The following is a 26,323-nucleotide window of genomic DNA, read 5'->3' on the forward strand; positions in this document are numbered from 1 at the left end:
AAATTAGAGTTGATAACCGTAGGACTTGATGACTTCGGCGGCCTTCGGACCCTTCAGGTACTCGATGAACTGCTTCGCGACCGGATTGTCCTTGCCCTTGTTCAGGATAACCGCGTCCTGTTTGATTGGCTCGTGGAGGTTCGCCGGCACGATCCACGCCGAGCCGCTCGTGACCTTGCCGTTCTTGTAGATCTGCGACAGCGCGACGAAGCCGAGCTCCGCGTTGCCGGTCGCGACGAACTGCTGCGTCTGTGAAATGTTCTGGCCTTCGACGACCTTGGGCTTGATTTCTGCTGCGAGGCCGAGCTTGTCGAGCGTCTGATAGCCGGCGAGACCGTACGGCGCGGCCTTCGGGTTCGCGATCGCGATGTGCTTGAACGCGTTCTTCTTCAGCACGTCGCCTTTATCGTCGACGTAGCCGTCTTTCGCGGACCACAGCGCGAGCGCGCCCGTCGCGTAGGTGAAGCGGCTGCCGGGAACGGTCGCGCCTTCGCTGTCGAGCTTGGCGGGCGTGGCGTCGTCGGCGGCGAGGAACACTTCGAACGGCGCGCCGTTCTTGATCTGCGCGTAGAACTGACCCGTCGCGCCGAACGATGCGACGACCTTGTTGCCGGTGTCTTTCTCGAAGTCGGCGGCGATCGCCTGCACGGGCGCCGTGAAGTTGGCCGCGACCGCGACCTGCACTTCGCCGGCCAGCGCGGATGCCGAAGCAATGCCCGCAGCGAGCGGAACGAACGCGCAAAGCAAAGCGCGCAGAATACGAGTCATCACGTAAAGCTCCTTGAACCGAGTTGAAATTCTGCTTATGGAACGACTTCAGGCGGCGCGTTGGAGGCCGCGAGCGTGTGGCCGTAGGGTCCGGCGAGCACCGTAATATATACGAGTATATTGCGTCGGTGCATGGGTTTCGGCGCGACTCGTCGGATGATTGTTTGATGGACTCATTGTGAGTGACACTCAAAGATATGAGTTGACCGTTTTCGTGTTTTCCGATGAAACTGATCGCCGAAAGGTAAATTGCCAGCCACGATAAACTGAGCCGCGCTCAATTCGAGCGCGCAGGAGACGAAGCATGACCGACGCAGCGAATCTGCAACGCCTGAAGCTCGGCATCGAAGGCCACGTCGCGCGCGTGACGCTCGATCGCCCCGACGTGCGCAACGCCTTCGACGACGCGACCATCGTCGAGCTGACCGCCGCCTTCCGCGCGCTCGACGACGACGCCAACGTGCGCGTTATCGTGCTTGCCGCGAACGGTCCGGCATTCTGCGCGGGCGCCGATCTCAACTGGATGAAGCGCATGGCGGGCTATTCGGAAGCGGAAAATCGCGCCGATGCGCTCGGTCTCGCCACCATGCTCAACACGATTTACGCCTGCTCGAAGCCGGTCATCGCGCGCGTGCAGGGCGACGCCTACGCGGGCGGCATGGGACTCGTCGCCGTGTGCGATATCGCGGTCGCGGCGGACACGGCGCACTTCTGTCTCTCCGAAGCGAAGCTCGGCCTGATGCCCGCGACGATCGCGCCGTACGTGATCCGCGCGATGGGCGCGCGCGCGGCGCATCGCTATTTCGTGACGGCCGAGCGCTTCGATGCCGCCGAAGCGCTGCGTCTCGGTTTCGTGCACGAAGCCGTCGCCGCCGATCAGCTCGATGCGCGCGTCGAAGCGATCGCCGCGAGCATCGCCGCGAACAGTCCGAACGCCGTGCGCGAATGCAAGAAGCTCGTCGCGGATTTCGCGGGCAAGGAGATCGACGAACCGTCGATCGGCGAGACGGCGGAGCGCATCGCGCGCATCCGCGCATCGGACGAGGGGCGCGAAGGCGTGCGCAGCTTCCTCGAGAAGCGCAAGCCGTCCTGGCTCGTTTGAAGCACCGGAGGAATCGACGTGATTACGCTGCATCACTGCGTGAGCGCGCGCTCGTTCCGGCCGCTGTGGGCGCTGGAAGAAATCGGCGTGCCGTATGAACTGAAGATGCTGCCGTTTCCGCCGCGCGTGTTCGCGCGCGGTTTCAAGGACGTGAATCCGCTCGGCACGATTCCGGCGCTCACCGACGATGCGGACGACGCGCTTTTCATGACCGAATCGTCGGCGATCTGCCAGTATCTGGCGGCGCGCTATTCGCCGGGCGCGCTCGATGTCGCGCCGCACGAGGCCGATTTCGGCCGTTATCTCAACTTCGTGCATTTCGGCGAAGCGACGCTCACGTTTCCGCAGACGCTCGTGCTTCGCTACGCGCATCTGGAGCCGCCGGAGCGGCTGCAGCCGCAGATCGTCGAGGATTACGCGCGGTGGTTCCACGCGCGTCTGCGCACGCTCGCGCCGCTGCTCGACGCGCAGCCGTATCTGTGCGCGGGGCGTTTCACGGCGGCGGACATTTCCGTCGGCTACGCGCTGATGCTCGCGGAATTGCTGGGGCAGAGCGCGCACTTCGCGCCATCGATCGCGGAATACTGGCGGCGTCTGCGCGAACGCGAAGGCTTCGTCCGCGCGCTCGAGGCGCAGGAAGCCGCGGCGCTCGCGCAAGGCGTATCGACGACGGCGTCGCCACTGCTGCGTCCGTAGTTACCCTCCTTCACGTCCCCCCGTCCGTAGGGCTGTGCGAAGCGCCACGCAGCCGTACTCTTCACATCACGCGCTGACGTTCACGCGCGCCGATTCAGAGAGTCTTACTTGACGAGGTTGGCGATGATCGTTCTTTCCTGGTTCCTGTCGGTTGTCCTTGCGCTGCTCGCGACGGCCACCATTGCGATGGCGCTGCCGACATCCCCCGCGGACGAACTGAACGCCACCGCGCCGCAATCGATTTTCAGCATCGAGATGAATCGCTTCGACGCGGTGCTCGCGTCGTGCATGCCGAATGCCGACTGACGACGACGACGGCGCGCGCGGGGCGCGTCGTTGGGCGGCGGAAGTAAGTGTTGTCGAATCAATGCGTTGCAGCAAAATCTGAAACGATATCCACAGGCTTGTGCCCAGTTTCTGTGGACAACATAAAGCATCGAGGCCGAAGAGCCTGGGAAGATAACCCCAAGCCAGGCGCCACGGGCGCGTCAGGAGACCAACCGACGCAGCAGCAGAATCCGCCGATAATGACGGTTCCACGACAACGGGCGTCGAACCAGGAACCGCATGACCGCCAATCTTCCCAACGTCTGGGACGACGATTACCGGCGCTGGCTCGCCGAACTGAAACTACGTGTCGAGCGCGCGCGCCAGCGGGCGGCGGCCAGCGCGAACCGGGAGCTCGTCACGCTGTATTGGCAGATCGGCCGCGATATTCTCGATCGTCAGCGGCGACAGGGCTGGGGCGCGGGCGTCATCGATCAGCTCGCGCGCGATCTGAAATCGGCGTTTCCCGACATGCGCGGCTTTTCACCGCGCAATCTGAAATACATGCGCGCGCTCGCGCAGGCGTGGCCGGACGAGGCATTCGTGCAGCAGCCTGCTGCACAATTGCCGTGGTTCCATCTCTGCACGCTGCTCGACAAGCTCAAGAATCAGGACGATCGAAGCTGGTACGCGGCGAAGGCGCTGGAGCACGGCTGGTCGCGCCAGATTCTCGTGATGCAGATCGAAACCGCCGCGCACACGCGCAGCGGCAGCGCGATCACCAATTTCGACGAGCGCCTGCCGCCGCCGCAATCCGATCTGGCGCGCGACGCGCTCAAGGATCCATACATCTTCGATTTCCTCGGACTCGCCGAAAACGCGCAGGAACGCGATATCGAACAGGCGCTCACGCAGCACATCACGCGCTTTCTGCTGGAGCTGGGCGCAGGCTTCGCGTTCGTCGGACGGCAGTATCGGCTGGATGTGGGCGGCGACGAGTTCTTCATCGATCTGCTGTTCTATCACCTGAAGCTGCGCTGCTACGTGGTGGTCGAACTGAAGACGACGCCGTTCAAGCCCGAATACGCCGGCCAGCTCAATTTCTACCTCTCCGCTGTCGATGCGCAACTGAAGGCGCCCGACGATCAGCCGACGATCGGGCTTTTGCTGTGCAAGGAGAAGAACCGGCTGGTCGCCGAATATGCGCTGCGCGGCGTCGCGAAGCCGATGGGCGTCGCCGAATATCAGCTGCTGCGTGAAGTTCCGGCATCGCTGGAGACGACCCTGCCTTCGATCGACCAGATCGAGGCCGAATTGCGCGGCGACATGCCGGACGAGCGGTGAAGCGGCCAGAAAATTAGGCCAAAAAAAAGCCCGCTTCAGTTGAGCGGGCTTGAATCCACATCGGTTGAGACATGGAGGAGACAGGTGTTAGTATAAACCCTTAAGCCGCCACGTCAACACCTAAAACAAAAAAAATCGCAATCGGTAATCGACCGCAGCAAATTTGCAACACATCGGCGGCGGTCACTGCTTGCCGAGGCTGTGATAGTAGGCGGCCAGATTGGCGACGTCCGCGTCGGACAAGGTTTTCGCCATCATCGACATCATTTCGTTCTTGCGCTCGCCCGTGCGGAAATCGTTGAGCGCCTTCACGAGATATTCCTCCGTCTGCCCGGCGAGATTGGGCGCTTCCGGCAGTTTCGACATTCCGTCGATGCCGTGACAGGCCGCGCACGCCGTCGCCTTCGCGCGCCCGGCTTTGATGTCGCCGGCGGCGAACGACGCGGAAGCGCCCGCCGCCAGAACGCCCGCGAGCACCGCCGCCGTCAGCGCGACCCTCATTTGGCCCCCGAATACGAAATGCGATAGATCGCGCCCGCGTAGTCATCGGAGACGAGCATCGAGCCGTCTTGCAGCATCTGCACGTCGGCGGGACGGCCCATGTACTCACCGCTGCTCGTCAGCCAGCCTTCCGCGAAGACTTCCGCCTCGCCTGCGGTGCCGTCGTCCTTGATCGGCGTGAACATGATGCGCGCGCCGATCGGCTTCGTGCGGTTCCACGAGCCGTGCTCCGCAACGAAGATGCCGCCCTGATACTTCTGCGGGAACATCTTCCCGTTGTAGAACGACATGCCGAGATCGGCGGCATGCGCGGCGAACTCGACCTGCGGAAACACGAGACCCGCCGGCGGATTCTGGTCCTTGTATTCCACCGTTCGCACCTTGCCGCCGCCGTACCACGGAAAGCCGAAGTTCTCGCCGCCCTTGGTCGCGCGATTCAGCTCGCCCGGCGGGGTGTCGTCGCCCATGCCGTCGACCTGGTTATCGGTGAACCAGAGCGTCTTGTCCTTCGGATTGAAATCGAGACCGACCGAATTGCGCACGCCGTGCGCGTAGACTTCGCGGTTCTTGCCGTCCTGATCCAGACGGATGATGCCCGCGAGCCCATTCCTGTCGAGTTCGGCGAGCTTGTCTTTCGGCGGCACGTTCCACGGCTGGCCGAGCGCGATGTACAGCTTCTTGTCCGGCCCGACGCGGCAGTAGCGCGCGCCGTGATTGAAGCTTTCGAACTGCGTCGGGATCAGCTTGCCCTGCGGGACGACGACCGCCGCGGCGACATCCGGTCCGCCTTCGCCGAAGAACTGCGCCGCCGGGAAGCCGAGCACGCGGTTCTGCTCGACCACGTAGAGCACGCCGTCCGGCGAGAAGCAGACGCCATTGGGCACCTTGAACGTCACCGACGACGCGAACTGCACGACATCGCTCGCTACGCGTTGCTTGGTCCGGTCAGTCACCTGCCACACGCGATTTTTGCGGCTGCCGACGAACACGACGCCCGTCGAAGGCTCGATCGTCATCGCGCGGGCCTCGGGCACGACGGCGTATAGCTCGATTTTGAAGCCGGGCGGCAATTTGATCTGCTCGAGATTCTTGCGCAGCGCATCGGCCGTCTGGCCAGCTTGCGGAATGGTTTCCGGCGGTGCGGCATTGCCCGTCTGCCGGAAATTCGAAAGCGCGTTGATGTTGTCCTGCGCGGCGTTCGCGTGCGGCACGCAGGCGATCATCGCGCCGACGGCCAACGGCAAAAGCTTGAACGTTGCGTTCATCCGGTTTGTCTCCTGTTGTTGTTAATAACCGGAGCGGACGTTTCGGTGGCGCCGTCCGGTTCCATGCAAAGCAAAAGGTGCTCTCGGAATTGCACTGAACAAAACACGGCCACTTCCGCCGACGCGCGCATCGCACGACGCTTCGGCAATGAAAACAATCTTAGGATAGAAATCGCTTAAGTAAGCAGCGGATGACTAAGTTTCGCTGCGGCGCGCGGTTGCATGCGGCATCTATTTCCGGCCGTCGAAGAGAAAGACGTCGGTGCGGTCCGGGCTCGGCAACGCGACGAGTAGACGCGCGCCGTCGAGCACCGCGTGACCGGTCACGGTCGTATCGGGAAGCGGGCAGGGCGCGGGGCCGAAGGTCACGGAGACGTCGTAGGCGTTCGCGCCTTGGTGCGGCGCCGTCGTGCCTTTGAAGATGCAGCCGGATGTCGTCGTGCCGGCGAGATAGCCGTCGCCCGCGACCGTGATGCGCGTCTGCGTCGTTCCGCCGAGCGACATGCCGCGTCCGCTGTACAGGCCGCCCGCGTTGGCGCGGCTCGGCGCGATGTCGAGCATCGGCGCGGCGTTGGCGGAAAACGCGAGCCCCGCGCCGCCGTCCTTGTTCGCGACAGTTCCGTCGACGGCGGGCGCGCGCGCGAAGTTCACGCTGAAAACGGCCGCCGACGCAGGCGCCTTGCCCACGCGATAGTCGAATGCGGCGTCGCTGATGAAGCGGCCATCGCCCGATTGCTTGCCGTTCTTCGCGACCGCGACGCCCGCGAGTCCCGCGCCGCCCGCGCTTGCGTAGAAGAGATAGGCGGTGCCGTCGAAAAGCATGAGAAGCGTGGCTTGCGCCGTGTTGCCCGTGAGCGAGCCTTTGTAGACGCCGCCCGAAGGTAGCGTCGTCGTAACGGCGCCGGGCGGCGGCGCGGAGTTGGAACCGCCGGTGGAACATGCAGCGAGAGCGATGGCGCAAACCACGAAGGGAATTGCGTTTCTTGTCATTCTGCACTCCGGTCGCGAGCGATGAGAGTCCTGTATAAGCGCTTCAATCATGCAGGTCAAGCGCGTCGCGCCGGCTCATTCAGCGCTCATTCGGCCTCTTTACGATGCTTTGCATGGCAACGCGATACGCGAAACGCGAGCCGAAACCAACAAGACATCGTCCGATCTGAGGAGCAAGAACATGAACAAGTCGACTATCGCGGTCTGCGCTTTGGCCGTCGCCTGCACGGTGGGCATGAGCGGTTGCGCATCGATGGGAAGTTCCGCCGACATCTACGACAGCATGCAGACGCAACACGAGGAAACGGTGCGTATGGCGACCGTCGAAAGCGTGCGCGGCGTGACGATCGAGAACAACGACGGCCATCCGGCTCCGTTCGGCGCGATCGGTGGCGGCCTGCTCGGCGCGGTGGCGGGCAGCGCGGTCGGAGAAGGACACGGCTCGCTGCTTGCCGGCGTGATCGGCGGCATTGCCGGCGCGGTCGCGGGCGATCAAATTCAGGATCATCTCGAACGGCAGAAGGGAATCGAAATCACCGTGCGTCTCGACAACGGCGATTTGCGCGCGATCACCCAGGCCGCCGATGGCCAGATGTTCTACGCCGGCCAGCGCGTGCGTTTGCTGTCGAGCGGCGGCATCACGCGCGTGACGGCCTGATCGTGTGAAGGAAGTGTGAACGTGCAGAATGAGCGGATCGTGAGGTGCGTTCGGATGGGAAGCAATCGGCGGATCATCGTGTTCGGCGCGTTCGACCGGCATAACTTCGGCGACATGTTGTTCGCGCATGTCGTCGCGGCCTTGCTCGCTGAACGCCGTCCGAACGTCGAACCGATATTCGCCGGATGCGCGCGGCGCGAACTGCGCGCGCACGGCGGCCACGACGTCGCCGCGCTTTCGCAACTGGCCGCGCGCTGGCGCGACGAGCCCGTCGTGCTGATCCACGCGGGCGGCGAGTTGCTGACGTGCGACGCGTGGGAAGCCGCCGTGATGCTGAAGCATCCCGACGAAGCGCAAGCCTGCATCGCCCGATACGAGTCGCGCGCGGCGGATCGAAACGCGTGGGCGCGCGCCGAACTCGGCATGGACGCGCTCGCGCCGTACGTCATCGGCCGCGAGACGTTTCCGCGAGCGGCGTCGATTTCCTTCGATGCGATCGGCGGCGCGACGCTCGACGCCCGCGATGCCGCGTTTCAGGCCGAAGTGCTGGCCAAGCTCCGTTCAGCCGATGACATCAGCGTCCGAGACACGCACACGCAAGCCTTCCTGAAGCGCGCGGGAATCGACGCGCGCCTCGTCCCCGATCCGGCATCGATGGTCGCCGAGCTTTTCGACGCGCGCATCCGGACGCGCGCCGGCGCATGCCGCGCGTTCCCGCGCGGTTATCTGGCCGTCCAGTTCAGCGCGGATTTCGGCGACGACGCGACGCTCGCGCAAATCGCGCATCAACTGGATCTGATCGGCGCATCGACGGGACTGGGCATCGCGCTGTTTCGCGCGGGCGCGGCGCCGTGGCACGACGACATCGCGGTCTACGAGCGCATGGCGGCGCGTATGCGCCATCCGTCGGTGACGATCTTCGATTCGCTCGACGTCTGGGACATCTGCGCGCTGATCGCGAAAAGCGACGGTTACGCGGGCAGCAGCCTGCATGGCCGGATCGTCGCGATGGCGTACGGCTTGCCGCGCGTGAATATCGCGCACACGGACGCGGCCAAGCAGCGCGCGTACGCCTCGACGTGGGAGATCGCGGGCGCGCCGGGTGTGGTGAGCATCGCCGAATTGCACCCCGCCATGCACGAAGCGCGGGCGATGGATCGCGCGGCGCTTCGCGAGACGGCATCGGCGCTCGCGAAGGCGCATCGGGCGGGATTCGAGCGTGTCGCGCGATCGGCGCTCGGGCCATGAAGACGCGAAATCCGGATACGACCTGACGGCCGCCGAAAGCGGCGCGAAGGCTTCCGGAAAGGCGAGATCGGCGCTGGCTGAATAACGCGCCCGGATGCTTCGGGCCGATGCGGGCGAAGGTAGGATGACGGCTTTCGTTCACGCGCAGCAGGTCCATTCCGAATGAATAGCATCACGAAACTCTTCAAGGTCGAAACGATCAATTCACGCGAGGTGACGGTCGAGTTCATCCGCGCGCTGTGGCATTTGCGCTCGCTGCTCGGCACGCTGCTGATGGCGTTCTTCGCGCTCTGCGCGGCGATGTTCTGGCTCGGCGCGCCCGTCGAAACCGCGACGCACGCGCGCGTTTCGTTCGGCGCAACCGTCTATTACTGCGGCGTGACGGCGCTGACCATCGGATACGGCGATGTCGTCGCGACGACGGGCATCGGGCGAGCCTTGTCGATGTTGCTGGGCTTGTATGGCGTGCTCGTCACCGGCACGACGACGGCGGTGGCCGTGTTCGCGGTCCAGCGCGCGGTGAAACGCGATGCGCGACACGCGCCCTGAAGATCGCCGCGTTCCGTCCTATGCTTCATCAGGCGCCATCGAAGGGAGCGACAACGTCATGAACAGCCTCGAAGGAAAGATCGTCGCCATCACGGGCGGCTTCGGCAGTCTCGGACTCGCGACGGCGCGCGTGCTCGCGCAACGCGGCGCGCGGGTCGCGCTGATCGGCCACGGCGCGGCGTCGGAAGCGTTGCCCGCGCCGCTCGGCGACGCGTGCATCGTGACCGGCATCGATCTGACGGATGCGAAATCGGCGCAACAAGCCATCGATACGGTCGTTCAGCGGACGGGCGGCCTCGATGCGCTCGTGAACGTCGCCGGCGCATTCGCCTGGGAAACGGTCGCGGACGGCAGCGCCGACACCTGGCAAGCGATGTTCGATGTCAACGTGAAGACCGCGCTCAACGCATCGAAGGCCGCGCTCGCGCAACTGGGCGCGAAGGAAGGCGGGCGCATCGTCAATGTCGGCGCGCTCGCGGCGATGAAAGCGGGCATGGGGATGGGCGCTTACGCGGCATCGAAGGCCGCGCTGTTGCGCCTGACCGAAGCGCTCGCCGAAGAGTTGAAGGACACGGGCGTGACGGTGAACGCGGTGTTGCCGTCGATCATCGATACCGCGCCGAATCGCCGCGACATGCCCGACGCCGATTTCTCCCGCTGGGTGCGGCCCGAAGCGCTCGGCGCGGTGATCGCGTTCCTGCTTTCGCCGGATGCGCAATGCATCACGGGCGCGGCGGTTCCGGTGACGGGACGCGTCTGACGTTTCAGCGCGACTGCGCCTTGAAGCCTTCGCCCTGCATGCCCGCGCGATCCACCGCCGCAATGCGGTTGCGGCCGTTGTCCTTCGCCTGATACAACTGCGCGTCGGTCAGATTGATGAACGCCGTCACGTCCATGCGCTCGCCCGGAACGACGGTGCCCACGCCGAAGCTCGCCGTCACTCGCTGATCGTGCGGCGAGCGCACGTGCGCAATCGCTTCCTCGGCGATCAGCGCGCGGCAACGCTCCGCGACGCGTATCGCGGATTCGGCGTCGGTATCGGCGAGAATCAGCGCGAATTCCTCGCCGCCGAACCGGCCGAGAAAGTGCTGCGGACCCGCCGCCTCGCCGAGCACGCGCGCAATGCGCTTCAGACACTCGTCGCCCTGAACGTGGCCGTAGTAATCGTTGTACGACTTGAAGAAGTCGATATCGATCATCACGAGCGACAGCGGCTTGCCCGAATCCTTCGCGGCATGCCATTCGCGCGCCATCACGTCGTCGAAGCGGCGGCGATTGCCGACGCCCGTCAGGCTGTCGCTGAACGACAGGCGTTCCAGTTCGCGCTGCATTTGCGCGAGCTTTTCTTCGGTGCGCTTGCGTTCGCTGATATCGAACATGAAGCCGATCAGCGCCTCGACCTCGCCTTTCTCGTTGCGCTCGACGTGCACGACATCGCGCAGCCACACGTAGCCGCCGTCGCGGGTGAGCGCGCGGTAATCCGCTTCGTGATCCGTGCCCGCCTTCGATTGAGAGACGCAGAAGTTGACGACTGCTTCGCGGTCGTCGGGATGCATGCGCTCGGCCCAGTCGTTGACCGTTTTCCACGACGACGGCGCCCAGCCGAGCAGGGCCTCGATCTGCGGGCCGATGTAGGCGAATTCCATCGTCGCCCAGTCGATCTTCCACGGAATCGCCTTGGTCGATTCGAGCAGCGTGCGATAGACGGCGTGATCGTCCTCGCCGAGCGCGCGCTCGGGCGGCGCGAGTGTGTCTTCGTGCCGCAGGAAAGCGGCCTGGAGCGAACTGTCGGATGGGGCGCGATTCATCGTGTGCGGTGGCGGCGATGCCTGGTGGACGTGTGCGTGTGTTATCGGCAACGTCCGCCGATTCTGAAGTCGCGCGTGAGGTTTCGGACTTTACTGGTGGGAAGTGCGCGCGCAGTCGCCTATGCTCGCCGGGTAGCTGCAACGCTACAAGGTGGTCTCGTACCTTTGCCCCGACAGGGTCGGGGCTTTTTTTCGCCCGATCGACGTCCTCACCCCTCCCCCCACACCACAAAGTGCATGACATCGGTGCGCGCCTCGTCGAAGCCCGCTTCGCAATAAGCCAGATACAGCCGCCACGTCCGCACGAAGGCTTCATCGAATCCTTGCGCGCGGACTGCATCGGCGTGCATCTCGAACGCGTCTCGCCAACACCTCAGCGTCCTTGCGTAATCCGCGCCGAACGAAAGCGTCGCGCGTGCATCGAGTCCCGCGCGCCGCGCCGCGCGTGCGAAGCGCTCCGGGCTCGGCAGCATGCCGCCCGGAAAGATCGTCTCGCGGATGAAGTCACTGGACGCGCGATACGCGGCAAAGCGCGCATCGTCGATGGTGATCGACTGCACGAGCGCCTTCGCGCCCGGCGCGAGACAGCGGCGCAGCACGCGGAAATACGCCGGCCAGAACCGTTCGCCCACGGCTTCGAACATTTCGATCGACACCACCGCGTCGTACTGTCCATACACATCGCGATAGTCGCGCAGTTCGATATCGACAAGCCCGCTCAAACCTTCGCGCGCTACGCGTTCCACGGCGAACGCATGTTGCGCGGTCGAAACGGTCACGCCGTGCACGCGTATGCCGAGACGCGCCGCGTGCCGCGCGAAGGCGCCCCAGCCGCAGCCGATCTCCAGCACGCGCATCCCCGCCGTGAGTCCGAGCGTATCGACGATGCGCCGATACTTCCGTTCCTGCGCCGCTTCGAGCGGAAGACCGGCGTCGCCATCGAACCATGCGCTCGAATACGTCCACGTCGGATCGAGCCAGAGCCCGTAGAACGCGTTGCCGATGTCGTAATGCGCGTGAATGTTGCGGCGGCTCCCCGCGCGCGTGTTCAGGCGCAGACGATGCCGCACGTTGTGCCAGCACCGCGCGACAAAGCCGCCCGCGACCGTGCGCGCGAGCGCCGTCTCGTTGCGGATCGCGAGCCGCAGCAGGGCGCACGGATCGGGCGTATCGAGCCATTTCGCCCGATACGCCCGCGCGAAGCCGATGTCGCCCGCGCGCAGAATCGCCCGGCACGCGCGCCAGTCGCGGATGAAAAGAAGCGCCGCCGGTTGCATCAGCGGATCGCCGAACACAGAGCGCCCGCCATCCGGCATGACGAGCACGAGATGTCCGACGCTGATGCGACGCAGAAGGCCGAGAAAGATCCGCGCGGACATCGGCATCGCCGATGTCGCGGAGAAAGATCGCAGCAGGTTCATGGTCGCGTCTCGTCCCTCGTCGGTGGATGCTTGCCGTAAAAAGGCACGCGCTTCATCCACAGCCGCAGCGCTTGCCAGTGAATCCGCGCAATGACGCCCGCGGCGAAGAGCGGCGCGCACAAGAGCGTGCGACACGCGAGCGCGCCGGTGAGCGGCCGCGCGACGAGACCGATCGCGGTGCGCAGCAGCAGCCCGTCGCGGTCGCGATAATCGATCGAGATGCTCAAGCGGTCGCCACGCTGCCGCACGCGAAACGCGTAGTCGCCGGCGACATCGCAAAAGGGCGAAACGTGCAGCGTCTTGCGGCAGACGAGCACGGTGTCTTCGACGATCGGCGCATGATCCTGCGCGCTCAGCAAATAGCCGCGATGCTCGCCGAAGGTGTTGCGCACATCGGCGTAAAGCGCGCGCAACGCGCCTGCGCGGTCATGACAGAACCAGAAGCTCACCGGATTGAACGCGTAGCCGAAGACGCGCGGAATCGTCAGAAGATGGATTTCGCCGTCGGCGGGAATGCGCGACTGCGCGAGGCACGCGCGCATCCAGAGATCGAGATCGCAGTGTTCGCGCGGGCCGTAATCGCATCGAAACAGCGCGAGCGGCCGAATGCGGTCGATGCCGAACCACGCACAGCGCAACGCGTCGAGACGCGCGACGTCGCAACGCACGTAGCGCACCGGATACTCGAAGCGATGCCGCGCCGGACGCAGCCGCTCGTGCATCACGCGGCCCGTCAGCCATTGCGCCGTCTTCATGGTCGCGCCCATGCCGGCTGGACGCCGAAATCGCGCGCGACGCGCAACGCCGATTTCAGGCCGTCTTCGTGAAAGCCGTAACCGGTCCACGCGCCCGCGTGCCACGTCCGGCGCACGCCCTGAATGCGCGGCAGACGCGCCTGAGCATCGATGGCGGCGAGATCGAAGAGCGGATGTTCGTATTCGTAGCGGCCGAGTTGCGTGCGAGGCGCGGGTTCATCGACGGGATTGAGCGTGACGATGACCGGCATCCTGAAAGGAAGCGGCTGAAGCTGATCGAGCAGATAGCTCACGCAGACGGGCGCGGCCGCGTCGCGCGCAAGCGCCGCACGCGCGCCGATGTAGTTCCAGGCCGACCACACGCGGCGGCGGCGCGGCAAGAGCGCGCAATCCGTATGCAGCACCGCGATGTTGCGCTGATACCGCACGGCGCCGAGCACTGCGCGCTCATCGGCGGATGCGTCGTCGATGAGGCCCAGGCTCGTCGGTGCGTGCGTCGCGAGCACGACGGCATCGAAGCGCTCGGGACCGGCATCGTCGGTCATCACGGTGACGCCGTTGTCGTCGCGGCGCACGCCTCGCACGGGCGCGCGCGTGCGTGCGTCGTCGAGCGTGGCCGCGATGCGCCGCACATACTCGCGCGCGCCGCCCGCGACGGTCTTCCACGGCGGCCGGCCGTTCACCTGCAATAGCGCGTGATTGAGACAGAAGCGCAGGAACGTGGCGGCGGGAAAGCGCAGGATGTCGTGCGCGGCGCTCGACCAGATCGCCGCGGCCATCGGCAGAAGATAGTGGCGCTGAAACGGCGCGCCGTATCCGCCCTCGACGAGCAGTTCGCCGACCGAGCAGCGCGTCGCGCTCACGCGTTCGAGCTGCCTATGAGCCGATGCATTGAAGCGCAGAATGTCGCCCAGCATGCCGATGAACGACGGCGAGAAGAGATTGCGCCGCTGCGCGAACACGGTGTTGAGGTTTGTGCCCGCCCATTCGAAGCGTCCGCCGTCGAGCGAAACGGAAAACGTCATGTCGCTGCGATGCGCCGCGACGCCGAGTTCATCGAACAGCGCGATGAGATTGGGATACGTTCGGTCGTTGAACACGAGAAAGCCCGTATCGACGGGATGCTGCACGCCGTCGAGCGCGACATCGACGGTATGCGTATGGCCGCCGAGATAATCGGCGGCTTCGAAAAGCGTCACGCGATGCGCGCGCGAGAGCAGATACGCGCTCGCGAGACCGGCGATCCCCGCGCCGATCACCGCGATGCGCTGCTGTCTTTCTTTTGTCGATGATTCCATGACGGGCGGTCTCCTCGCGCCAAAAGGTCTCCTCGCGCCGCGTGGACGTGGCTGTTCCAGACGAGTGCGAGATCAAATACGAGAAAGACGCGCGCGCGGATGCACGCGCGCCGCGCTGCTTCAGTCGCGCTGACCGGGACTTTGAAATCCCGGCTGACCGATCTGCTCCGGCGATTGCGGCACGCGGCTAAAACGCGCGGTGTCGTAGCCCATCGCGTCGAGGCGCGCGAGCATCGAGCGATAGATGTCGTCGCTCATCGCCGGCTCGCGCGAGAAGATCCAGCCGAGCTTTCTGTTCGGATAGCCGAGGATCGTGTAGCGATAATCCGGATCGACGTAGAGCGTGAGTTGCGTCACGCGTATCGGCCAGAAGAGTTGCACGCTCCATTCGCCGCCGTTGCTGCCGGGCTTCACGGTATCGACGAAACGATGCGTCGTTTCCTCTTGCCCGAAGCCGTTCTTGCGGCCGAAAAAGACGTCGTCGATTTTTCCGTCCGCGCGCAGCGACCATTCGACATGCGTGCCGACGAAATCGCGTTCCGCGAAGTACGGAATATTCGCGATGACATACCAGCGCCCCATGTAGCGCGGCACGTCCACGGCAACGGTTTCGAGCGGTCGGTTCGCTCGCGGATTCGGATTCGGCGGACTCGAACAGCTCGCCACCGCCACGACGACGCCGGCCGCCACCAGCGCCACGACGAGCGCCCGCTTCGTGTTTGTCATGGCATCACCTTTATCGGACGCTTCTCGAACAGATAGTGCGCGACGCCCCATTCGCGGCCGCGCGCGTAGCCGAACAACTCGGCCACCGCCATGTAGAACATGCGCCAGCGCTGAAACCAGATGGCGGCCGCATCGCCGTAGACGTCGCGCAGCATCGGCATGACGCGATCGCGAGCGGCATCGAGATTCGCGAGCCATTGATTCGCCGTGCGCGCGTAGTGCGTGCCGTTCATCCACCACTGACGCGTGACGCGCAAATCGTCCTGAAAGTGCAGCAGCAAGGACGCGGATGGCATCGTGCCGCCGGTGAAGAAATAGCGCGACATCCAGTCGCCGCCGTCGCGCGATGTGAAGTGATACGCAAGCGTCGCGTGCGCGAAGTGGTGGACAAAAAGTCGTCCGTCATCGGCGAGCCAGCGCGCGATCTTCGCGAGCAACAGGCCGTAATGCTTCATGTGCTCGAACATTTCGATCGACAGAATGCGATCGAACGGCGTCTCGTCGTGCGCGAAATCGAAATCGACGACATCGCCCGTCACGACGCGCAAGTTGCGAAGGCCGCGCTGCCGCGCCCGCGCTTCGATGAACGCGCGTTGCCCGCCCGAATTAGACAGCGCGACGATTTGTGCGCGCGGATAACGCTCCGCCATCCACAGCGCGAGCGAGCCCCAGCCGCAGCCGAGATCGAGGATGCGTTGACCATCGGCGAGTTGCGCGCGCTCGGCATAGCGTTCGAGCATCGCGAGTTCGGCTTGCGCGAGCGTTTCGTCGCCGCGCGGGTACAGACCGCACGAGTACTTCAGGCGCGGGCCGAGGTGCGCTTCGAAGAACGCATCGGGCAGCTCGTAATGCTGCGCGTTGGCGGCGTGCGTATCGATCGCGATCGGGCTCGCGCGCAGTTCGTTCAGAAAGCGCTCGAACGCCTGCGTGCGTTGCGCGTTGTCGTTCGCATATTCGTCGATGAGACGCTGACGGATCAGCAGGCGCATGCCGGCGCGCACGAGCGCATCAGGCACGAGGCCGCGCTCGCACGCGCGAATGATGCGGCTTTCGTCGAGCGCGGGCATGTCGGCGGGTGCGGCGGGCGCGGATGAGGTATCGCGGGCGGTGATGTTCATCGGCGTGTCCTTGCTTTGTTCATGCGCGTTTACGCGGCCACGGAATCAGCGCGCTCGTCGTTCGCATGTAGTCGCGATAGCCGTCGCGCGTATCGGCGAGATGCGCTTCGAGAATCGGAATGCCCGATACCTTCAGCAGCAGCCACGCCATCAGCACGGGCGGCGCGAGCGTCGCCCAGCCCCGCGGCATGCCGATCGAGAGCACCGCGTACGCGAGCCAATGCACGCATTCGAAGAAGTAATTCGGATGGCGCGAATAGCGCCACCAGCCATCGCGGCACACTTTTCCGCGATGCGCGGGATCGGCGGCGAAGCGCTTGAGTTGACGATCGGCCGCCGCTTCGCCCGCGACCGCGACGATCCACACGGCGGCGAATCCCGCGATGCACAGCGGACTCGCCGCCTCGCGCGCATAGGCGGGCACGAAGAACGCGATGGCAAGCAGCATCGAAATGAACGCCTGCAACTGGAAGAAGCCGAGCATGTTGCGCGCGGCGTGTTCGCCCCAGCGTTCGCGAAACGCGCGATAGCGCGTGTCTTCCGGCTTGCCGCGATTGCGCCGCCACAGATGCCGCGCGAGCCGCGCGCTCCAGAGCCCGCCGCCCGCCGCGACGCATACGCGATTGACCGTCGCGCCGGTCCCGCACGCGGCGATGACGAGCGCGGCCGCGCCGAGCGAAGCGGCCCAGAGCGGATCGACCATGCCCGCGTTTTTCGTGCGCAACTGCCAGAGCCACGCGGCGAAAAAGACCAGCACGAATCCGCTGACGACGACGAGCACGGTGACGATGAAAGGCATGGCGGCTCCGCGAACAGGCGTTCACCGAGTCATACGGATGCCGAGTGCGATTGGATGCAGCGAACGAAAGATGGACGTTCGCTATGCGAGAGTCGCGATGCGATCGATCGTCAGGTCGAACGCATCTGGCCGGTTGCGAGCACGGGTCCGGTCGGGGCGCCCGTCGGCGAGCCGCCGGGAGGTTCGTCGGATACGGCGAGCACGGCCTGCGCGCTGAGTTGCGCGACGATCTCGGGCGGCAGCGTCATCGTCGCGGGACGATCGGGCGGGAAGACGCCGAGGGCAATCGGCTTCGCGTTCGGCGGAATCAGCCACAGTTCCGTCGCGCGATTCGCGGGGATCGTGACGTGCGACGCGGGCACGACGACCATGCGCGCGCGCCGCACATCGACGGTCGCGGTCCAGTGCACGACGCCGTCCTTGCGCGCGATCGACGCGACCATGTACTCGCCGGAGACGGCTGCCGTCGTCGGCGTTTGCGGGGCTTGCCGCAGCAAGGTGAAGGTCACGCCGAGCAGGACGAGCGCGGCGACGCTCGCGCCGATCGTCAGCCAGCGCCACACGTTCAGGCTGTCGCGCCAGCGTTCGCGTTTCGGCTGCGGCGCGATGAATCCCAGATCGCGGCGGATGCGCGTCCACACGCGCCGCGGCGGCGCGATCGCGCGGACATCGTCGGCGAGCGGGGCAAGACGTCGCTGCCAGTCATCGAGCGTGTGCCGCAACGCGGGATCGCGCGACACGTCCGCTTCGAGCGCTGCGCGTTCGTGCGCGTCGAGCACGCCGAGCGCATATTCGGCGCAGCGCAGATCGTCGTCGTCGCGAGCGGGCGTGTTCATTGTTCGAGGCAGGTCTTGAGCTGCATCAGGCTGCGGCGAATCCAGCTTTTCATCGTGCCGAGCGGCACGGCGAGCCTCTGCGCCAGTTCGTTGTACGTCGCGCCGGTGAAGAACGCCTCGCGGATCGCGCTCTTCTGCTGCGGCTCCAGCCGGTCGAGACACGATTCGAGCCGCCGCCGTTCCTCGCTCGATTCCGCCGCGGCCGCGGGCGTGGGCGCTTCGTCGGCGATGTCGGGCGCATCGCCTTCGCCAAGCAGTTCTTCGCGATGCTGACGCATGCGGTCGATCGTGCGATTGCGCCCGAGCGCGACGAGCCATGTCATCGCGCTGCCGCGTGCCGGATCGAAGGTATCCGCGCGACGCCAGGCCGTGGCGAACACTTCCTGCAGCAGGTCTTCGGCTTCGCCGCGATCGCGGATCATGCGCACGATCACGCCGAACACTCGCGCCGATGTCGCGCGATACAACTCGGCGAACGCCTGTTCGTCGCCCTTCGCGACGTTCGTGAGCATCTCGTCGATGCGCTCGCGGGGCAGGCGTTCGATATCGCCGGAGTAGGTGTCCGTCATGTGCAGGTCAGGTGTCTCGCGGCGCAATCCCTACTTGTGCGAAAGCATCGTTCCACGGCAACCCGACGCGAGACACCGGCACGCATAGAGCCGCTTGAGCGCCGCGGTGCGCCGGCCATCGACGGTCAGGCAATAATCGATGAACAACTCCTGGCCTTTGCCGATCGGCCGGATCGCGCGGATGAACACGCGCTCGCCGTCCTGCTCCGCTTCGCAGTTCGGCGCGCAACTATGATTGAGCCAGCGCGCGGAATTGCCGCCGCGCGCGCCGTCGATGACCGTGCCGTCATCGAGACCGAAGAGGAAGGTATGACCCTCTTCCGCGTTCGATTTCGCGTGCATGCGCTGCGCCTCCTTCCACGACAGGCGCAGACCCTTGTATTCGAGCAACAGCGCGCCCGTGGGAAGGTCGGCGAGAGCGAAAACGCCCCGGCCATGAACGGGCGATGTCCGGACAGTGATTCGACGCATGGTGTGGCGGGCCGCAGTGAGGAGGTTGAATATTTGAGTGCAGGCGTGACCATCGTTATGATGTGGCCGTCATAAATCGTTGTCACGTCCATGCCCGCAGTTTCTCCCCGCAAGAGCAGGAAGCGCAAGCCATTACGCGGCTCGCTTGCGCGATATCGCAACCGGATCGTCGAAGTTCTCGGGGAGGCGCGCGGCCAGCGCGTGATGATACGGTCGATTCATGACGACGGCGTGGAGCGGCGCACCGCCGTGAAATGGATCAACCTGCTCCCGCTCGAAACGGAGTTGTTCTAGCGCTACCGGATGTCGCGCTTCTGAACGATGCGGCTCACCACCACGAGACAAACCGCGAGCAACACGCCGACATAGCCCACGACGGCCAGCCATCCGCCGTGCTGCCAGAAAGATCCGCCGATCGATCCGAGCACGCTCGACCCGACGTAGTAAGCGAGCAGATAGAGCGATGCCGCGTGACCCTTGGCACTGCCGGCGAGTTGCCCGACCCATCCGCTCGCGACCGAATGCGTGACGAAGAAGCCGATCGTCACGAGCACGATGCCGACGATGATCGTCACGAGCGCGCCCGAAAGCGTCAGCGCGAGACCCAGAGCGAACAGCACGACACCGCTGACGAGAACCGGCGCTCGTCCGAACCTGTCGGCAAGCGCGCCCGCCGTCGACGACGACACCATCCCGAACAGATACGCGCCGAAGATCAGGCCGCATGCGGTCGCGCTCAGGTTGAACGGCGGCGCGACAAGACGGAATCCCGCGTAGTTGTACACGGTCACGAACGCGCCCATCGCGAGAAAGCCGATGGCGAACACGAGCGGCAGAAGTCCGTGAAGCAATTGCGCTTTCCACAGCTGAAAATGATGCCGAAGCGTGAGATCGGTGCGTTTGACGAAACGCCGTGACGGCGGCAGCAGCATCACGAATGCGATGGCCGCGATCAGATCGATGACGCTGATCGTCCACATCGCCGTGCGCCACGAGAAATATTCCTCGAGCGCGCTCGTGCCGATCCGCCCGATCATGCCGCCGAAAGCCGTGCCGCCGACGTAAAGGCCCATCGCGAAGCCGAGCCCTTCGGCTGCGATTTCTTCGGCGAGATACGCCATGGCGACGGCGGGCACGCCGCCAAGCGCGAAGCCTTCGAGCGCGCGCCATACGAGCATCGCGTCCCAGTTCGATGCGCTCGCTGCCAGCAGATTGAACACGGCCGCCGATGTCATCGATGTGAACATCAGCCCGCGCCGCCCGACGCGCTCGGACAACGCGCCCGCGCACAGAATGGACACCGCGAGAAATCCGGTCGAAACCGACAGCGACAGCGAACTCGCCGCCGCGCCGATATGAAACTCGCGCGCGAACGCCGGAAGCAGCGGCTGGACGCAATAGAGCAGCGAAAACGTCGAGAAGCCCGCGAGAAAGAGCGCGAGCGCGATGCGCCGATACGCGGCCGAAGCAGGAGAAATGCCGCTGGGAAGCGGGCGCGTCGCGGCGGTGCGTTCGTGGGTCGCCGACGGTGAAATCGAAGGGGAGGACATGGGCGTCGCCGGTTGAGAAGTAACCGGATTCATTCTTGCCAATGCGCGCTCATATGTCCAATATATGAAAGTATGCCCCCCGATATCTTTTAGCACTGGCTCGATCGTGTTCATGCAAAAGGAAAAAGAAAATGGAGCTTCGGCATCTGCGTTATTTCCTGGCCGTGGCCGAAACCGCGAATTTCACGAAGGCCGCCGAGATGCTCGGCATCGGCCAGCCGCCTCTTTCCCAGCAAGTGAAAGCGCTGGAGCAGGAACTCGATGTCGTGTTGTTCAAGCGCACCGCGCGCGGCGCGGAACTGACGCTGGCCGGACGCGTGTTCGCCGACGAAGCGCGCCGCGTGCTCGACGACGCGCAACGCGCAGCGCGAGCGGCCCAACGCGCGGCGCGGGGTGAAACCGGACATTTGCGCGTCGGGTTCACGGGCACGGCGGCGTTCAACGAGCGCGTGTCGGCGCTGATCCGCAAATTTCGCGAAGCGTATCCCGATGCGGAACTGACGCTGCACGAAGCCGCTTCCGGCGTGCTGCTGGACGAGATCGAAGCGGGGCAGCTCGATGTCGCCATCGTTCGTCCGGAGCGTCGCGTCGCGGACGTCGTGCAGCAGCATGACTGGGACGACGAGCCGATGTTCGTCGCCTTGCCTGTCGGTCATCGGCTGGCTTCGCGCCGGCGCATCGAGTTGGCGGAACTGATCGACGAACCCTTCGTGCAAGTGCCGCGCGCGGCGGGCGGCACGCTGTTCGACGACATCGTTGCCGCATGCGCCGCGGCGGGTTTCGAGCCGCGTCTCGCGCAACCCGCGCCGCAGATGGCGTCGGCGGTGACGCTCGTGGCGGCGGGGCTCGGCATATCGATCGTGCCGAAGGCGATCACGCAGGTGCGCGTCGCGGGCGTCGTCTACCGTCCGATCGTCGCGCGAGGCTTGCGCGCGCGGCTCGCGCTGGCGTCGCGGCGCGACGATCCATCGGCGGTGGTGCGCAATTTCCTCGCGCTTGCGTAGTTCAGTTCGTCAACAGTCCGCGCGCCTGTTCGAGCAACGCGGCGGCGGCGAGAAATTCCTTGCGGCCCGCCATCGTGAGCGCGGCGATCGCCGTGTCCTTGAAAAGCTCGTCGTTCGACGTGACGAGCGCGCCCGCTTCCCCGATTCGTCCCTGACGCAGCCGATAAAACGCCAGCATCTCGAACGCCTGCGCGCGCCGATCTTTATCCGCGCCCGACGCAACCAGTTGCGCCGCGCCGACCAGTTGTGCCAGCGCGCTTTCGTAGTCTGCCCGTTCCATCGTCGCGTTTCTCCCGAATCGTTGCCAATAATTCTCGCGCGTTTTGCTTCAAACTATCGCATCCGATACCGAACCGAAACAACGAAGGAGACGACGCATGGCAGTAAGCGAAGCAGTGATGGCATTGCGTGAAGCGCTCGGCGCACAGGTCGTGGCGCTGCCCGACGAATTCGGCGACCGGCGCGTCGCCGACTGGAGCGGCATGCCCGGCGCGACGCCGCTCGCGATCATCCGTCCGCGCGATACGAATGAAGTCGCGCAGGCGCTCGCCATCTGCTCGGCGCACAAGCAGCCGGTCGTCACGCAAGGCGGATTGACCGGACTCGTCGGCGGCGCGAATCTGCTCGGCGGCGAAGTGAGCCTGAGTCTCGACCGCATGAACCGCATCGTCGAGATCGACGCAATCTCGGGGACGATGACCGTCGAAGCCGGCACGCCGCTGCAAGTCGTGCAGGAAGCGGCGAGCGCGGCGGGCTTCTACTTTCCGCTCGATCTCGGCGCGCGCGGCAGTTGTTCCATCGGCGGCAATCTCGCGACGAACGCGGGCGGCAACCGCGTCATCAAGTACGGGATGATGCGCGATCAGGTGCTCGGCGTCGAAGCGGTGCTCGCGAGCGGCGAGATCGTCGGCGGGCTCAACAAGATGATCAAGAACAACAGCGGTTACGACTTGCGCCATCTTCTGATCGGCAGCGAAGGCACGCTCGCCGTCATCACGCGGGTCGTGCTGCGCTTGCGTCCAAAGCCCACGGCGACCGCGACCGCATGGTGCGGCCTGCCCGATTTCGCCGCGGTGACGACGCTGCTCACGCGCGCGCAGGCGAGCCTCGCGCCGGGCGTGTCCGCGTTCGAAGTGATGTGGGCCGGCTATCACGATACGGTCATCGCGAATCTGAAAAACCTGCGCGCGCCGCTCGCCGATGCGCATCCGTTCTACGTGCTGCTGGAAAGCGTCGGCACCGATCCCGCGCGGCACGGCGAGGCGTTCGAGGAATTTCTCGGCGGCATGCTCGAAGCGGGCATCGTGACGGACGCGGCCATTGCATCGAACGAAGCGCACGCGCGCGATTTCTGGGCGATCCGCGATGCGCCCGGCGAATACGATCGCTTCATCCCGAACTACGCGGCGTACGACGTGAGCTTTTCGATCGCGCAAGTCGGCGATGCGGCCGCGCAATGCGAAGCGCGTCTGCGCGCGCGCTGGCCGGGCGCCATCGTGATGACCTACGGCCATCTCGGCGACGGCAACATTCACATCGTCGTGGATATTCCCGGCCGGGGAAAGCAGGATCACGACGATGTCGATGCCGTCATTTACGACGTCACGCGCGAGTTCGAAGGATCGATTTCGGCGGAGCACGGCATCGGCGTGAAGAAGCGCGAATACCTTCATCTCGCGCGCCGCGCAGCCGATATCGCGGCGATGCGCGCGATCAAGGCATCGCTCGATCCGCACGGCCTGCTCAATCCCGGCAAGGTGTTCTAGCCGCGCTTGTGCGAATGCCGGTGGTGAATGTCGGGGAAGTGCGCGTGCGAGTGCGTGATCGGCAGATGCGCGTGCGGATGCGTGTGCGGTTCGTCGCCGGAATACGGAAAGTCGTGCGTATGCCGATGATGCTCGTCATGCACATGCCGATGCGTATGTTCCAGGCGCTCGTGCGTGTGCTCGTGCTCGTGCCGTTCGCGTACGTGCAGCCACACGCCGAGCGTCATCAGCGCGGCGGCGATCCAGAACGGCATGCCCGGCGTTTGCGGCCAGATCGCGAGGGAGAGCGCGACGCCGAACACCGGCGCGACCGAGAAGTACGCGCCGGTGCGCGCCGTTCCGAGATGCCGTAACGCGATCACGAACAGCACGAGGCTCACGCCGTAGCCGCCGAAGCCCGTCGCCATCGCGGCGATGACGATAGGCGGCGCGGGCAAGTGCGCGCCCATCGCGAATGCGATGCCGAGATTCGTCGCGCCCGCGACGAGCCCTTTCGCGCAGGCGATGACCATTGCGTCGGCGGTCGAGATCTTGCGCGTCAGATTGTTGTCGATGGCCCAGCACAGGCACGCCAGGGCGATCAGGATCGCGCCGGTCGTCGCATGGGCGGCGCCCGGTTCCCACGCGAGCACGACGCCGCCCGCGACGATCGCGGCCATGCCGACAAACACGGATACATCGACGTTTTCCCGAAAGACGATCCACGCGATCGCCGCCGTCAGCACGCCTTCGAGATTGAGCAAGAGCGAGCTCGTCGCGGCGGGCGTGCTGGTCAGGCCCAGCATCAGCAAGGCCGGCCCGGCGACGCCGCCGAACGCGATCGCGCCGCACAGCCATGCGATTTCCCGAGCGCGCATGCCTTCGGTTTTTTCGCGCCAGATTCCGCGCGCGAGCAGAATCGCGCCGAGGCCGACGCCGCTGCCGAGATAGAACAGGCCCGCGACCATGAACGGCGGCATCGGGCCGAGCAGCGCTTTCGCGATGGGCGTGGTCGCGCCGAAGAGCGCGGCCGCGGTGAGGGCGACGAGAATCGCGGTGAATCGGCTTTGCATGAAGGGACCGTGGAACGCATCGTGACGTCTCGAAAGTGTAGTTCACATGGTCTGACGCCCGCCGCGCTCTCATTCTTTGCTCATTTTCGCCGCGCAGAATGCCTCCATCGACGAACAACGCAGCGCGGGAGACGAGAAATGAAGACGATCCGACATGTGATGGTGGGCGTGAAACTCCTTGGCCTCGTGACGGTGGCGCAGGCGCATCCGTTCATCGGCGTGGGCATTGTGGGCGGGCCGCTGTTCCCGGTCGCATCGAGCGCGCAGAGTGCGCCGCCGCTGCCGGTCTATGCGCACGCGACGGATTCCGGCCCCGCGCCGCTGCCGCCCGATGCGCCGCCGGTGCGGTACGCGCAACCGGCCATCGGCAATATCTCGGCGATCATGGGGCACGCGAACGCGGCAGGCGTGTGAATCGCGCTCACATGAAAGTCAAAACGATTCGTTTGTGCCGATTCGCGCGCGGCGTTAGCCTGAAACGATGAACAGCACAATCGACTACGCAGCCATCGCCGATGCCGCGCGCGATGGCTACATGAATCGCGTCATCGCGAACGTCAACGATCACGACGTCCATATCAGCGTGATGGACGCGCCGTATCGATGGCACTTTCATCCGAACTCCGACGAGACTTTCGTGGCGGTCGAAGGCACGCTCGTCATCGAGTTCGAGGAAGGCGCCGTCGAATTGCGCGCCGGGCAATTGCTGACCGTGCCCGCGGGCAAGCCGCATTGCACGCGCCCGGGCGGCGCGCGTTCGGTGAATCTGACGATCGAGAAAAAGGACACGCAAACCGTGTTCTGCGACGCGCCCGCCTAACGCGCCGCACGCGTTTCGAGATGCTCGACGAGCCGCCTCGCGGCCGGCTGCAAGGCGTCGAAGTCGCGAAAACATACGACGAAGCGGCGCTTCGCGAACGCATCGGAGAGCGGCACGGCTTCGATGCCGAGCGCCTGCCGATACGTTCCGGCGACTTCCATCGGCACGACGCTGATGCCGAGCCCCGCCGCGACGACGCGAAACGCCGCATCGAAACTCGACACGATCACGCGATACGACATCGACTTGCCCGCTTGCGCCGCCGCGCGCTGGAGCATCGTATGCACGGCGGTCGCGGGCGGCAGACCGACGTGCTCGAATTCCAGCGATTCCTCGAAGCTCACCGAACGCCGCTTCGCGAACGGATGATCCGCCGGCACCGCGAGCGCGAGCCGGTCGTGCCGATAAGCGCGATGTTGCAGCCCGTGCAGATCGACGCTGTCCCAGCACACGCCCACCGACGCCACGCCTTCGCGCAACTGCCGCACGAGATCGTTCGATAGCCGTTCTTCGACATCGACCTTGATGTTCTTGTTGGACGGCTCGCGCATGAACGACGCGATATCGTCGAGCAACGCTTCCGCAATCGCCGATGCCGACGCGCAAATGCTCACGCGCCCCATGAGACCGCCGCCGAACGCGGCGACGTCGTTGGCGATGCGTTCCATCGTGAACAGCACGCTGCGCGCGTGTTCGAGCAGCGCGATGCCCGCGGGCGTCGGTTCGACGCCGCGCCGCGAGCGCGACAACAACGGCACGCCGAGCGATGTTTCCAGTTGCGCGATGCGCTTGCTGATCGCGGATGGTTCGATATGCGCCTCGTGCGCCGCGCGCGCGATGTTCTGGTGCTCGCAGACCGTCACGAAGAGACGCAGCGTTTTCAAATCGATATCGCGCATGTGACCGGATTCCTCTGACGTTCCGAACGGGAAGCACGAGCCT

Annotated in this window: 30 protein-coding genes; 12 read left to right on the forward strand and 18 right to left on the reverse strand. The window is 65.2% G+C overall.

Features of this window, described 5'->3' with window-relative positions; translation table 11 throughout:
• Positions 1-3: 3 nt before the first annotated feature.
• On the reverse strand, positions 4-768 hold the full coding sequence (gene modA, locus QCE49_RS19270; RefSeq protein ID WP_008347177.1) for a molybdate ABC transporter substrate-binding protein: 765 nt from the start codon (positions 766-768) through the stop codon (positions 4-6).
• A gap of 304 nt (positions 769-1,072) precedes the next feature.
• Here modA and QCE49_RS19275 point away from each other — a divergent pair, with 304 nt between their 5' ends.
• The 4 genes from QCE49_RS19275 to QCE49_RS19290 all read left to right on the forward strand — a co-directional run bounded on the left by QCE49_RS19275 (position 1,073) and on the right by QCE49_RS19290 (position 4,177).
• The gene (locus QCE49_RS19275) at positions 1,073-1,870 is read left to right on the forward strand and encodes an enoyl-CoA hydratase/isomerase family protein (RefSeq protein ID WP_250458094.1); all 798 of its coding nucleotides are present in this window, start codon (positions 1,073-1,075) and stop codon (positions 1,868-1,870) included.
• Positions 1,871-1,888: 18 nt separating this feature from the next.
• Entirely contained in the window at positions 1,889-2,566 is a 678-nt protein-coding gene (locus QCE49_RS19280; RefSeq protein WP_008347180.1) for a glutathione S-transferase family protein, read from the forward strand.
• 123 nt (positions 2,567-2,689) lie between these two features.
• Positions 2,690-2,872, forward strand: coding sequence for a hypothetical protein (locus QCE49_RS19285; protein WP_175982079.1), 183 nt, complete (start codon positions 2,690-2,692; stop codon positions 2,870-2,872).
• A gap of 261 nt (positions 2,873-3,133) precedes the next feature.
• Complete coding sequence (locus tag QCE49_RS19290; RefSeq protein WP_008347183.1) at positions 3,134-4,177, forward strand: YhcG family protein; 1,044 nt, start codon at positions 3,134-3,136, stop codon at positions 4,175-4,177.
• 183 nt (positions 4,178-4,360) lie between these two features.
• Here the strand turns inward: QCE49_RS19290 and QCE49_RS19295 are convergent, their stop codons facing one another.
• The 3 genes from QCE49_RS19295 to QCE49_RS19305 all read right to left on the reverse strand — a co-directional run bounded on the left by QCE49_RS19295 (position 4,361) and on the right by QCE49_RS19305 (position 6,933).
• Positions 4,361-4,678, reverse strand: coding sequence for a cytochrome c (locus tag QCE49_RS19295; protein WP_008347185.1), 318 nt, complete (start codon positions 4,676-4,678; stop codon positions 4,361-4,363).
• Positions 4,675-5,943 carry a sorbosone dehydrogenase family protein gene (locus QCE49_RS19300; protein WP_034472221.1) on the reverse strand — a complete coding sequence of 423 codons (1,269 nt, stop codon included), beginning with the start codon at positions 5,941-5,943 and terminating at the stop codon, positions 4,675-4,677. Before QCE49_RS19300 ends, QCE49_RS19295 begins: the two co-directional genes overlap by 4 nt.
• 231 nt (positions 5,944-6,174) lie before the next feature.
• A complete protein-coding gene (locus QCE49_RS19305; RefSeq protein WP_250458093.1) occupies positions 6,175-6,933 on the reverse strand; it encodes a hypothetical protein in 759 nt (252 codons plus the stop codon).
• A 181-nt stretch (positions 6,934-7,114) separates the two neighbouring features.
• On the opposite strand from QCE49_RS19305, the gene QCE49_RS19310 reads away from it, so the two are divergent.
• The 4 genes from QCE49_RS19310 (at position 7,115) to QCE49_RS19325 (ending at position 10,148) form a co-directional block, all read left to right on the forward strand.
• Positions 7,115-7,591: a glycine zipper 2TM domain-containing protein gene (locus QCE49_RS19310; RefSeq protein ID WP_250458092.1), complete on the forward strand. Its 477-nt coding sequence runs from the start codon at positions 7,115-7,117 to the stop codon at positions 7,589-7,591.
• Positions 7,592-7,645: 54 nt separating this feature from the next.
• The gene (locus QCE49_RS19315; RefSeq protein WP_250458091.1) at positions 7,646-8,839 is read left to right on the forward strand and encodes a polysaccharide pyruvyl transferase family protein; all 1,194 of its coding nucleotides are present in this window, start codon (positions 7,646-7,648) and stop codon (positions 8,837-8,839) included.
• Positions 8,840-9,001: 162 nt separating this feature from the next.
• Positions 9,002-9,388, forward strand: coding sequence for a potassium channel family protein (locus tag QCE49_RS19320; RefSeq protein WP_175982074.1), 387 nt, complete (start codon positions 9,002-9,004; stop codon positions 9,386-9,388).
• Between the two features lie 58 nt (positions 9,389-9,446).
• The gene (locus QCE49_RS19325) at positions 9,447-10,148 is read left to right on the forward strand and encodes an SDR family NAD(P)-dependent oxidoreductase (RefSeq protein ID WP_250436975.1); all 702 of its coding nucleotides are present in this window, start codon (positions 9,447-9,449) and stop codon (positions 10,146-10,148) included.
• A gap of 4 nt (positions 10,149-10,152) precedes the next feature.
• Here the strand turns inward: QCE49_RS19325 and QCE49_RS19330 are convergent, their stop codons facing one another.
• The 11 genes from QCE49_RS19330 to QCE49_RS19380 form a co-directional block, all read right to left on the reverse strand.
• Positions 10,153-11,196, reverse strand: coding sequence for a sensor domain-containing diguanylate cyclase (locus QCE49_RS19330; RefSeq protein WP_008347198.1), 1,044 nt, complete (start codon positions 11,194-11,196; stop codon positions 10,153-10,155).
• Positions 11,197-11,405: 209 nt separating this feature from the next.
• A complete protein-coding gene (locus tag QCE49_RS19335; RefSeq protein ID WP_250458090.1) occupies positions 11,406-12,617 on the reverse strand; it encodes a cyclopropane-fatty-acyl-phospholipid synthase family protein in 1,212 nt (403 codons plus the stop codon).
• Positions 12,614-13,384 (reverse strand): DUF1365 domain-containing protein, encoded by a 771-nt coding sequence (locus tag QCE49_RS19340; protein WP_250436977.1) that lies wholly within the window; start codon positions 13,382-13,384, stop codon positions 12,614-12,616. Before QCE49_RS19340 ends, QCE49_RS19335 begins: the two co-directional genes overlap by 4 nt.
• A complete protein-coding gene (locus QCE49_RS19345) occupies positions 13,369-14,670 on the reverse strand; it encodes an NAD(P)/FAD-dependent oxidoreductase (protein ID WP_250458089.1) in 1,302 nt (433 codons plus the stop codon). The genes QCE49_RS19340 and QCE49_RS19345 overlap by 16 nt, the downstream gene beginning before the upstream one ends.
• A gap of 120 nt (positions 14,671-14,790) precedes the next feature.
• Positions 14,791-15,396, reverse strand: coding sequence for a lipocalin family protein (locus QCE49_RS19350; protein ID WP_250458088.1), 606 nt, complete (start codon positions 15,394-15,396; stop codon positions 14,791-14,793).
• On the reverse strand, positions 15,393-16,514 hold the full coding sequence (locus QCE49_RS19355) for a cyclopropane-fatty-acyl-phospholipid synthase family protein (RefSeq protein ID WP_250436980.1): 1,122 nt from the start codon (positions 16,512-16,514) through the stop codon (positions 15,393-15,395). The genes QCE49_RS19350 and QCE49_RS19355 overlap by 4 nt, the downstream gene beginning before the upstream one ends.
• Positions 16,515-16,533: 19 nt before the next feature.
• Positions 16,534-17,313, reverse strand: coding sequence for a DUF1295 domain-containing protein (locus QCE49_RS19360; RefSeq protein ID WP_250458087.1), 780 nt, complete (start codon positions 17,311-17,313; stop codon positions 16,534-16,536).
• Between the two features lie 110 nt (positions 17,314-17,423).
• On the reverse strand, positions 17,424-18,149 hold the full coding sequence (locus QCE49_RS19365; RefSeq protein WP_250458086.1) for an anti-sigma factor domain-containing protein: 726 nt from the start codon (positions 18,147-18,149) through the stop codon (positions 17,424-17,426).
• Entirely contained in the window at positions 18,146-18,718 is a 573-nt protein-coding gene (locus tag QCE49_RS19370; RefSeq protein ID WP_008347216.1) for a sigma-70 family RNA polymerase sigma factor, read from the reverse strand. The genes QCE49_RS19365 and QCE49_RS19370 overlap by 4 nt, the downstream gene beginning before the upstream one ends.
• Before the next feature lie 30 nt (positions 18,719-18,748).
• Complete coding sequence (locus tag QCE49_RS19375; protein WP_008347218.1) at positions 18,749-19,189, reverse strand: SET domain-containing protein; 441 nt, start codon at positions 19,187-19,189, stop codon at positions 18,749-18,751.
• A gap of 296 nt (positions 19,190-19,485) precedes the next feature.
• The gene (locus tag QCE49_RS19380; RefSeq protein WP_250458085.1) at positions 19,486-20,739 is read right to left on the reverse strand and encodes an MFS transporter; all 1,254 of its coding nucleotides are present in this window, start codon (positions 20,737-20,739) and stop codon (positions 19,486-19,488) included.
• 131 nt (positions 20,740-20,870) lie between these two features.
• Here QCE49_RS19380 and QCE49_RS19385 point away from each other — a divergent pair, with 131 nt between their 5' ends.
• On the forward strand, positions 20,871-21,743 hold the full coding sequence (locus QCE49_RS19385) for a LysR family transcriptional regulator (protein WP_008347225.1): 873 nt from the start codon (positions 20,871-20,873) through the stop codon (positions 21,741-21,743).
• 1 nt (position 21,744) lies between these two features.
• On the opposite strand, the gene QCE49_RS19390 is transcribed toward QCE49_RS19385, so the two are convergent.
• Complete coding sequence (locus QCE49_RS19390; protein ID WP_008347227.1) at positions 21,745-22,023, reverse strand: hypothetical protein; 279 nt, start codon at positions 22,021-22,023, stop codon at positions 21,745-21,747.
• A gap of 97 nt (positions 22,024-22,120) precedes the next feature.
• Between QCE49_RS19390 and QCE49_RS19395 the strand changes: the two genes are divergently transcribed.
• The gene (locus QCE49_RS19395) at positions 22,121-23,509 is read left to right on the forward strand and encodes an FAD-binding oxidoreductase (RefSeq protein WP_250436985.1); all 1,389 of its coding nucleotides are present in this window, start codon (positions 22,121-22,123) and stop codon (positions 23,507-23,509) included.
• On the opposite strand, the gene QCE49_RS19400 is transcribed toward QCE49_RS19395, so the two are convergent.
• Positions 23,506-24,561, reverse strand: a complete 1,056-nt coding sequence (locus tag QCE49_RS19400) for a DMT family transporter (protein ID WP_250458084.1) — start codon at positions 24,559-24,561, stop codon at positions 23,506-23,508. The genes QCE49_RS19395 and QCE49_RS19400 overlap by 4 nt on opposite strands.
• Before the next feature lie 138 nt (positions 24,562-24,699).
• Here QCE49_RS19400 and QCE49_RS19405 point away from each other — a divergent pair, with 138 nt between their 5' ends.
• Both QCE49_RS19405 and QCE49_RS19410 read left to right on the forward strand, forming a co-directional pair.
• Positions 24,700-24,975: a hypothetical protein gene (locus QCE49_RS19405; RefSeq protein ID WP_008347233.1), complete on the forward strand. Its 276-nt coding sequence runs from the start codon at positions 24,700-24,702 to the stop codon at positions 24,973-24,975.
• Positions 24,976-25,042: 67 nt separating this feature from the next.
• Positions 25,043-25,381, forward strand: coding sequence for a cupin domain-containing protein (locus QCE49_RS19410; protein ID WP_008347234.1), 339 nt, complete (start codon positions 25,043-25,045; stop codon positions 25,379-25,381).
• Here QCE49_RS19410 and QCE49_RS19415 read toward each other — a convergent pair.
• Entirely contained in the window at positions 25,378-26,280 is a 903-nt protein-coding gene (locus tag QCE49_RS19415) for a LysR family transcriptional regulator (protein ID WP_008347237.1), read from the reverse strand. The genes QCE49_RS19410 and QCE49_RS19415 overlap by 4 nt on opposite strands.
• Between the last annotated feature and the right edge of the window lie 43 nt (positions 26,281-26,323).

The organism is Caballeronia sp. LZ008, from assembly GCF_031451435.1.
GTDB lineage: Bacteria > Pseudomonadota > Gammaproteobacteria > Burkholderiales > Burkholderiaceae > Caballeronia > Caballeronia zhejiangensis.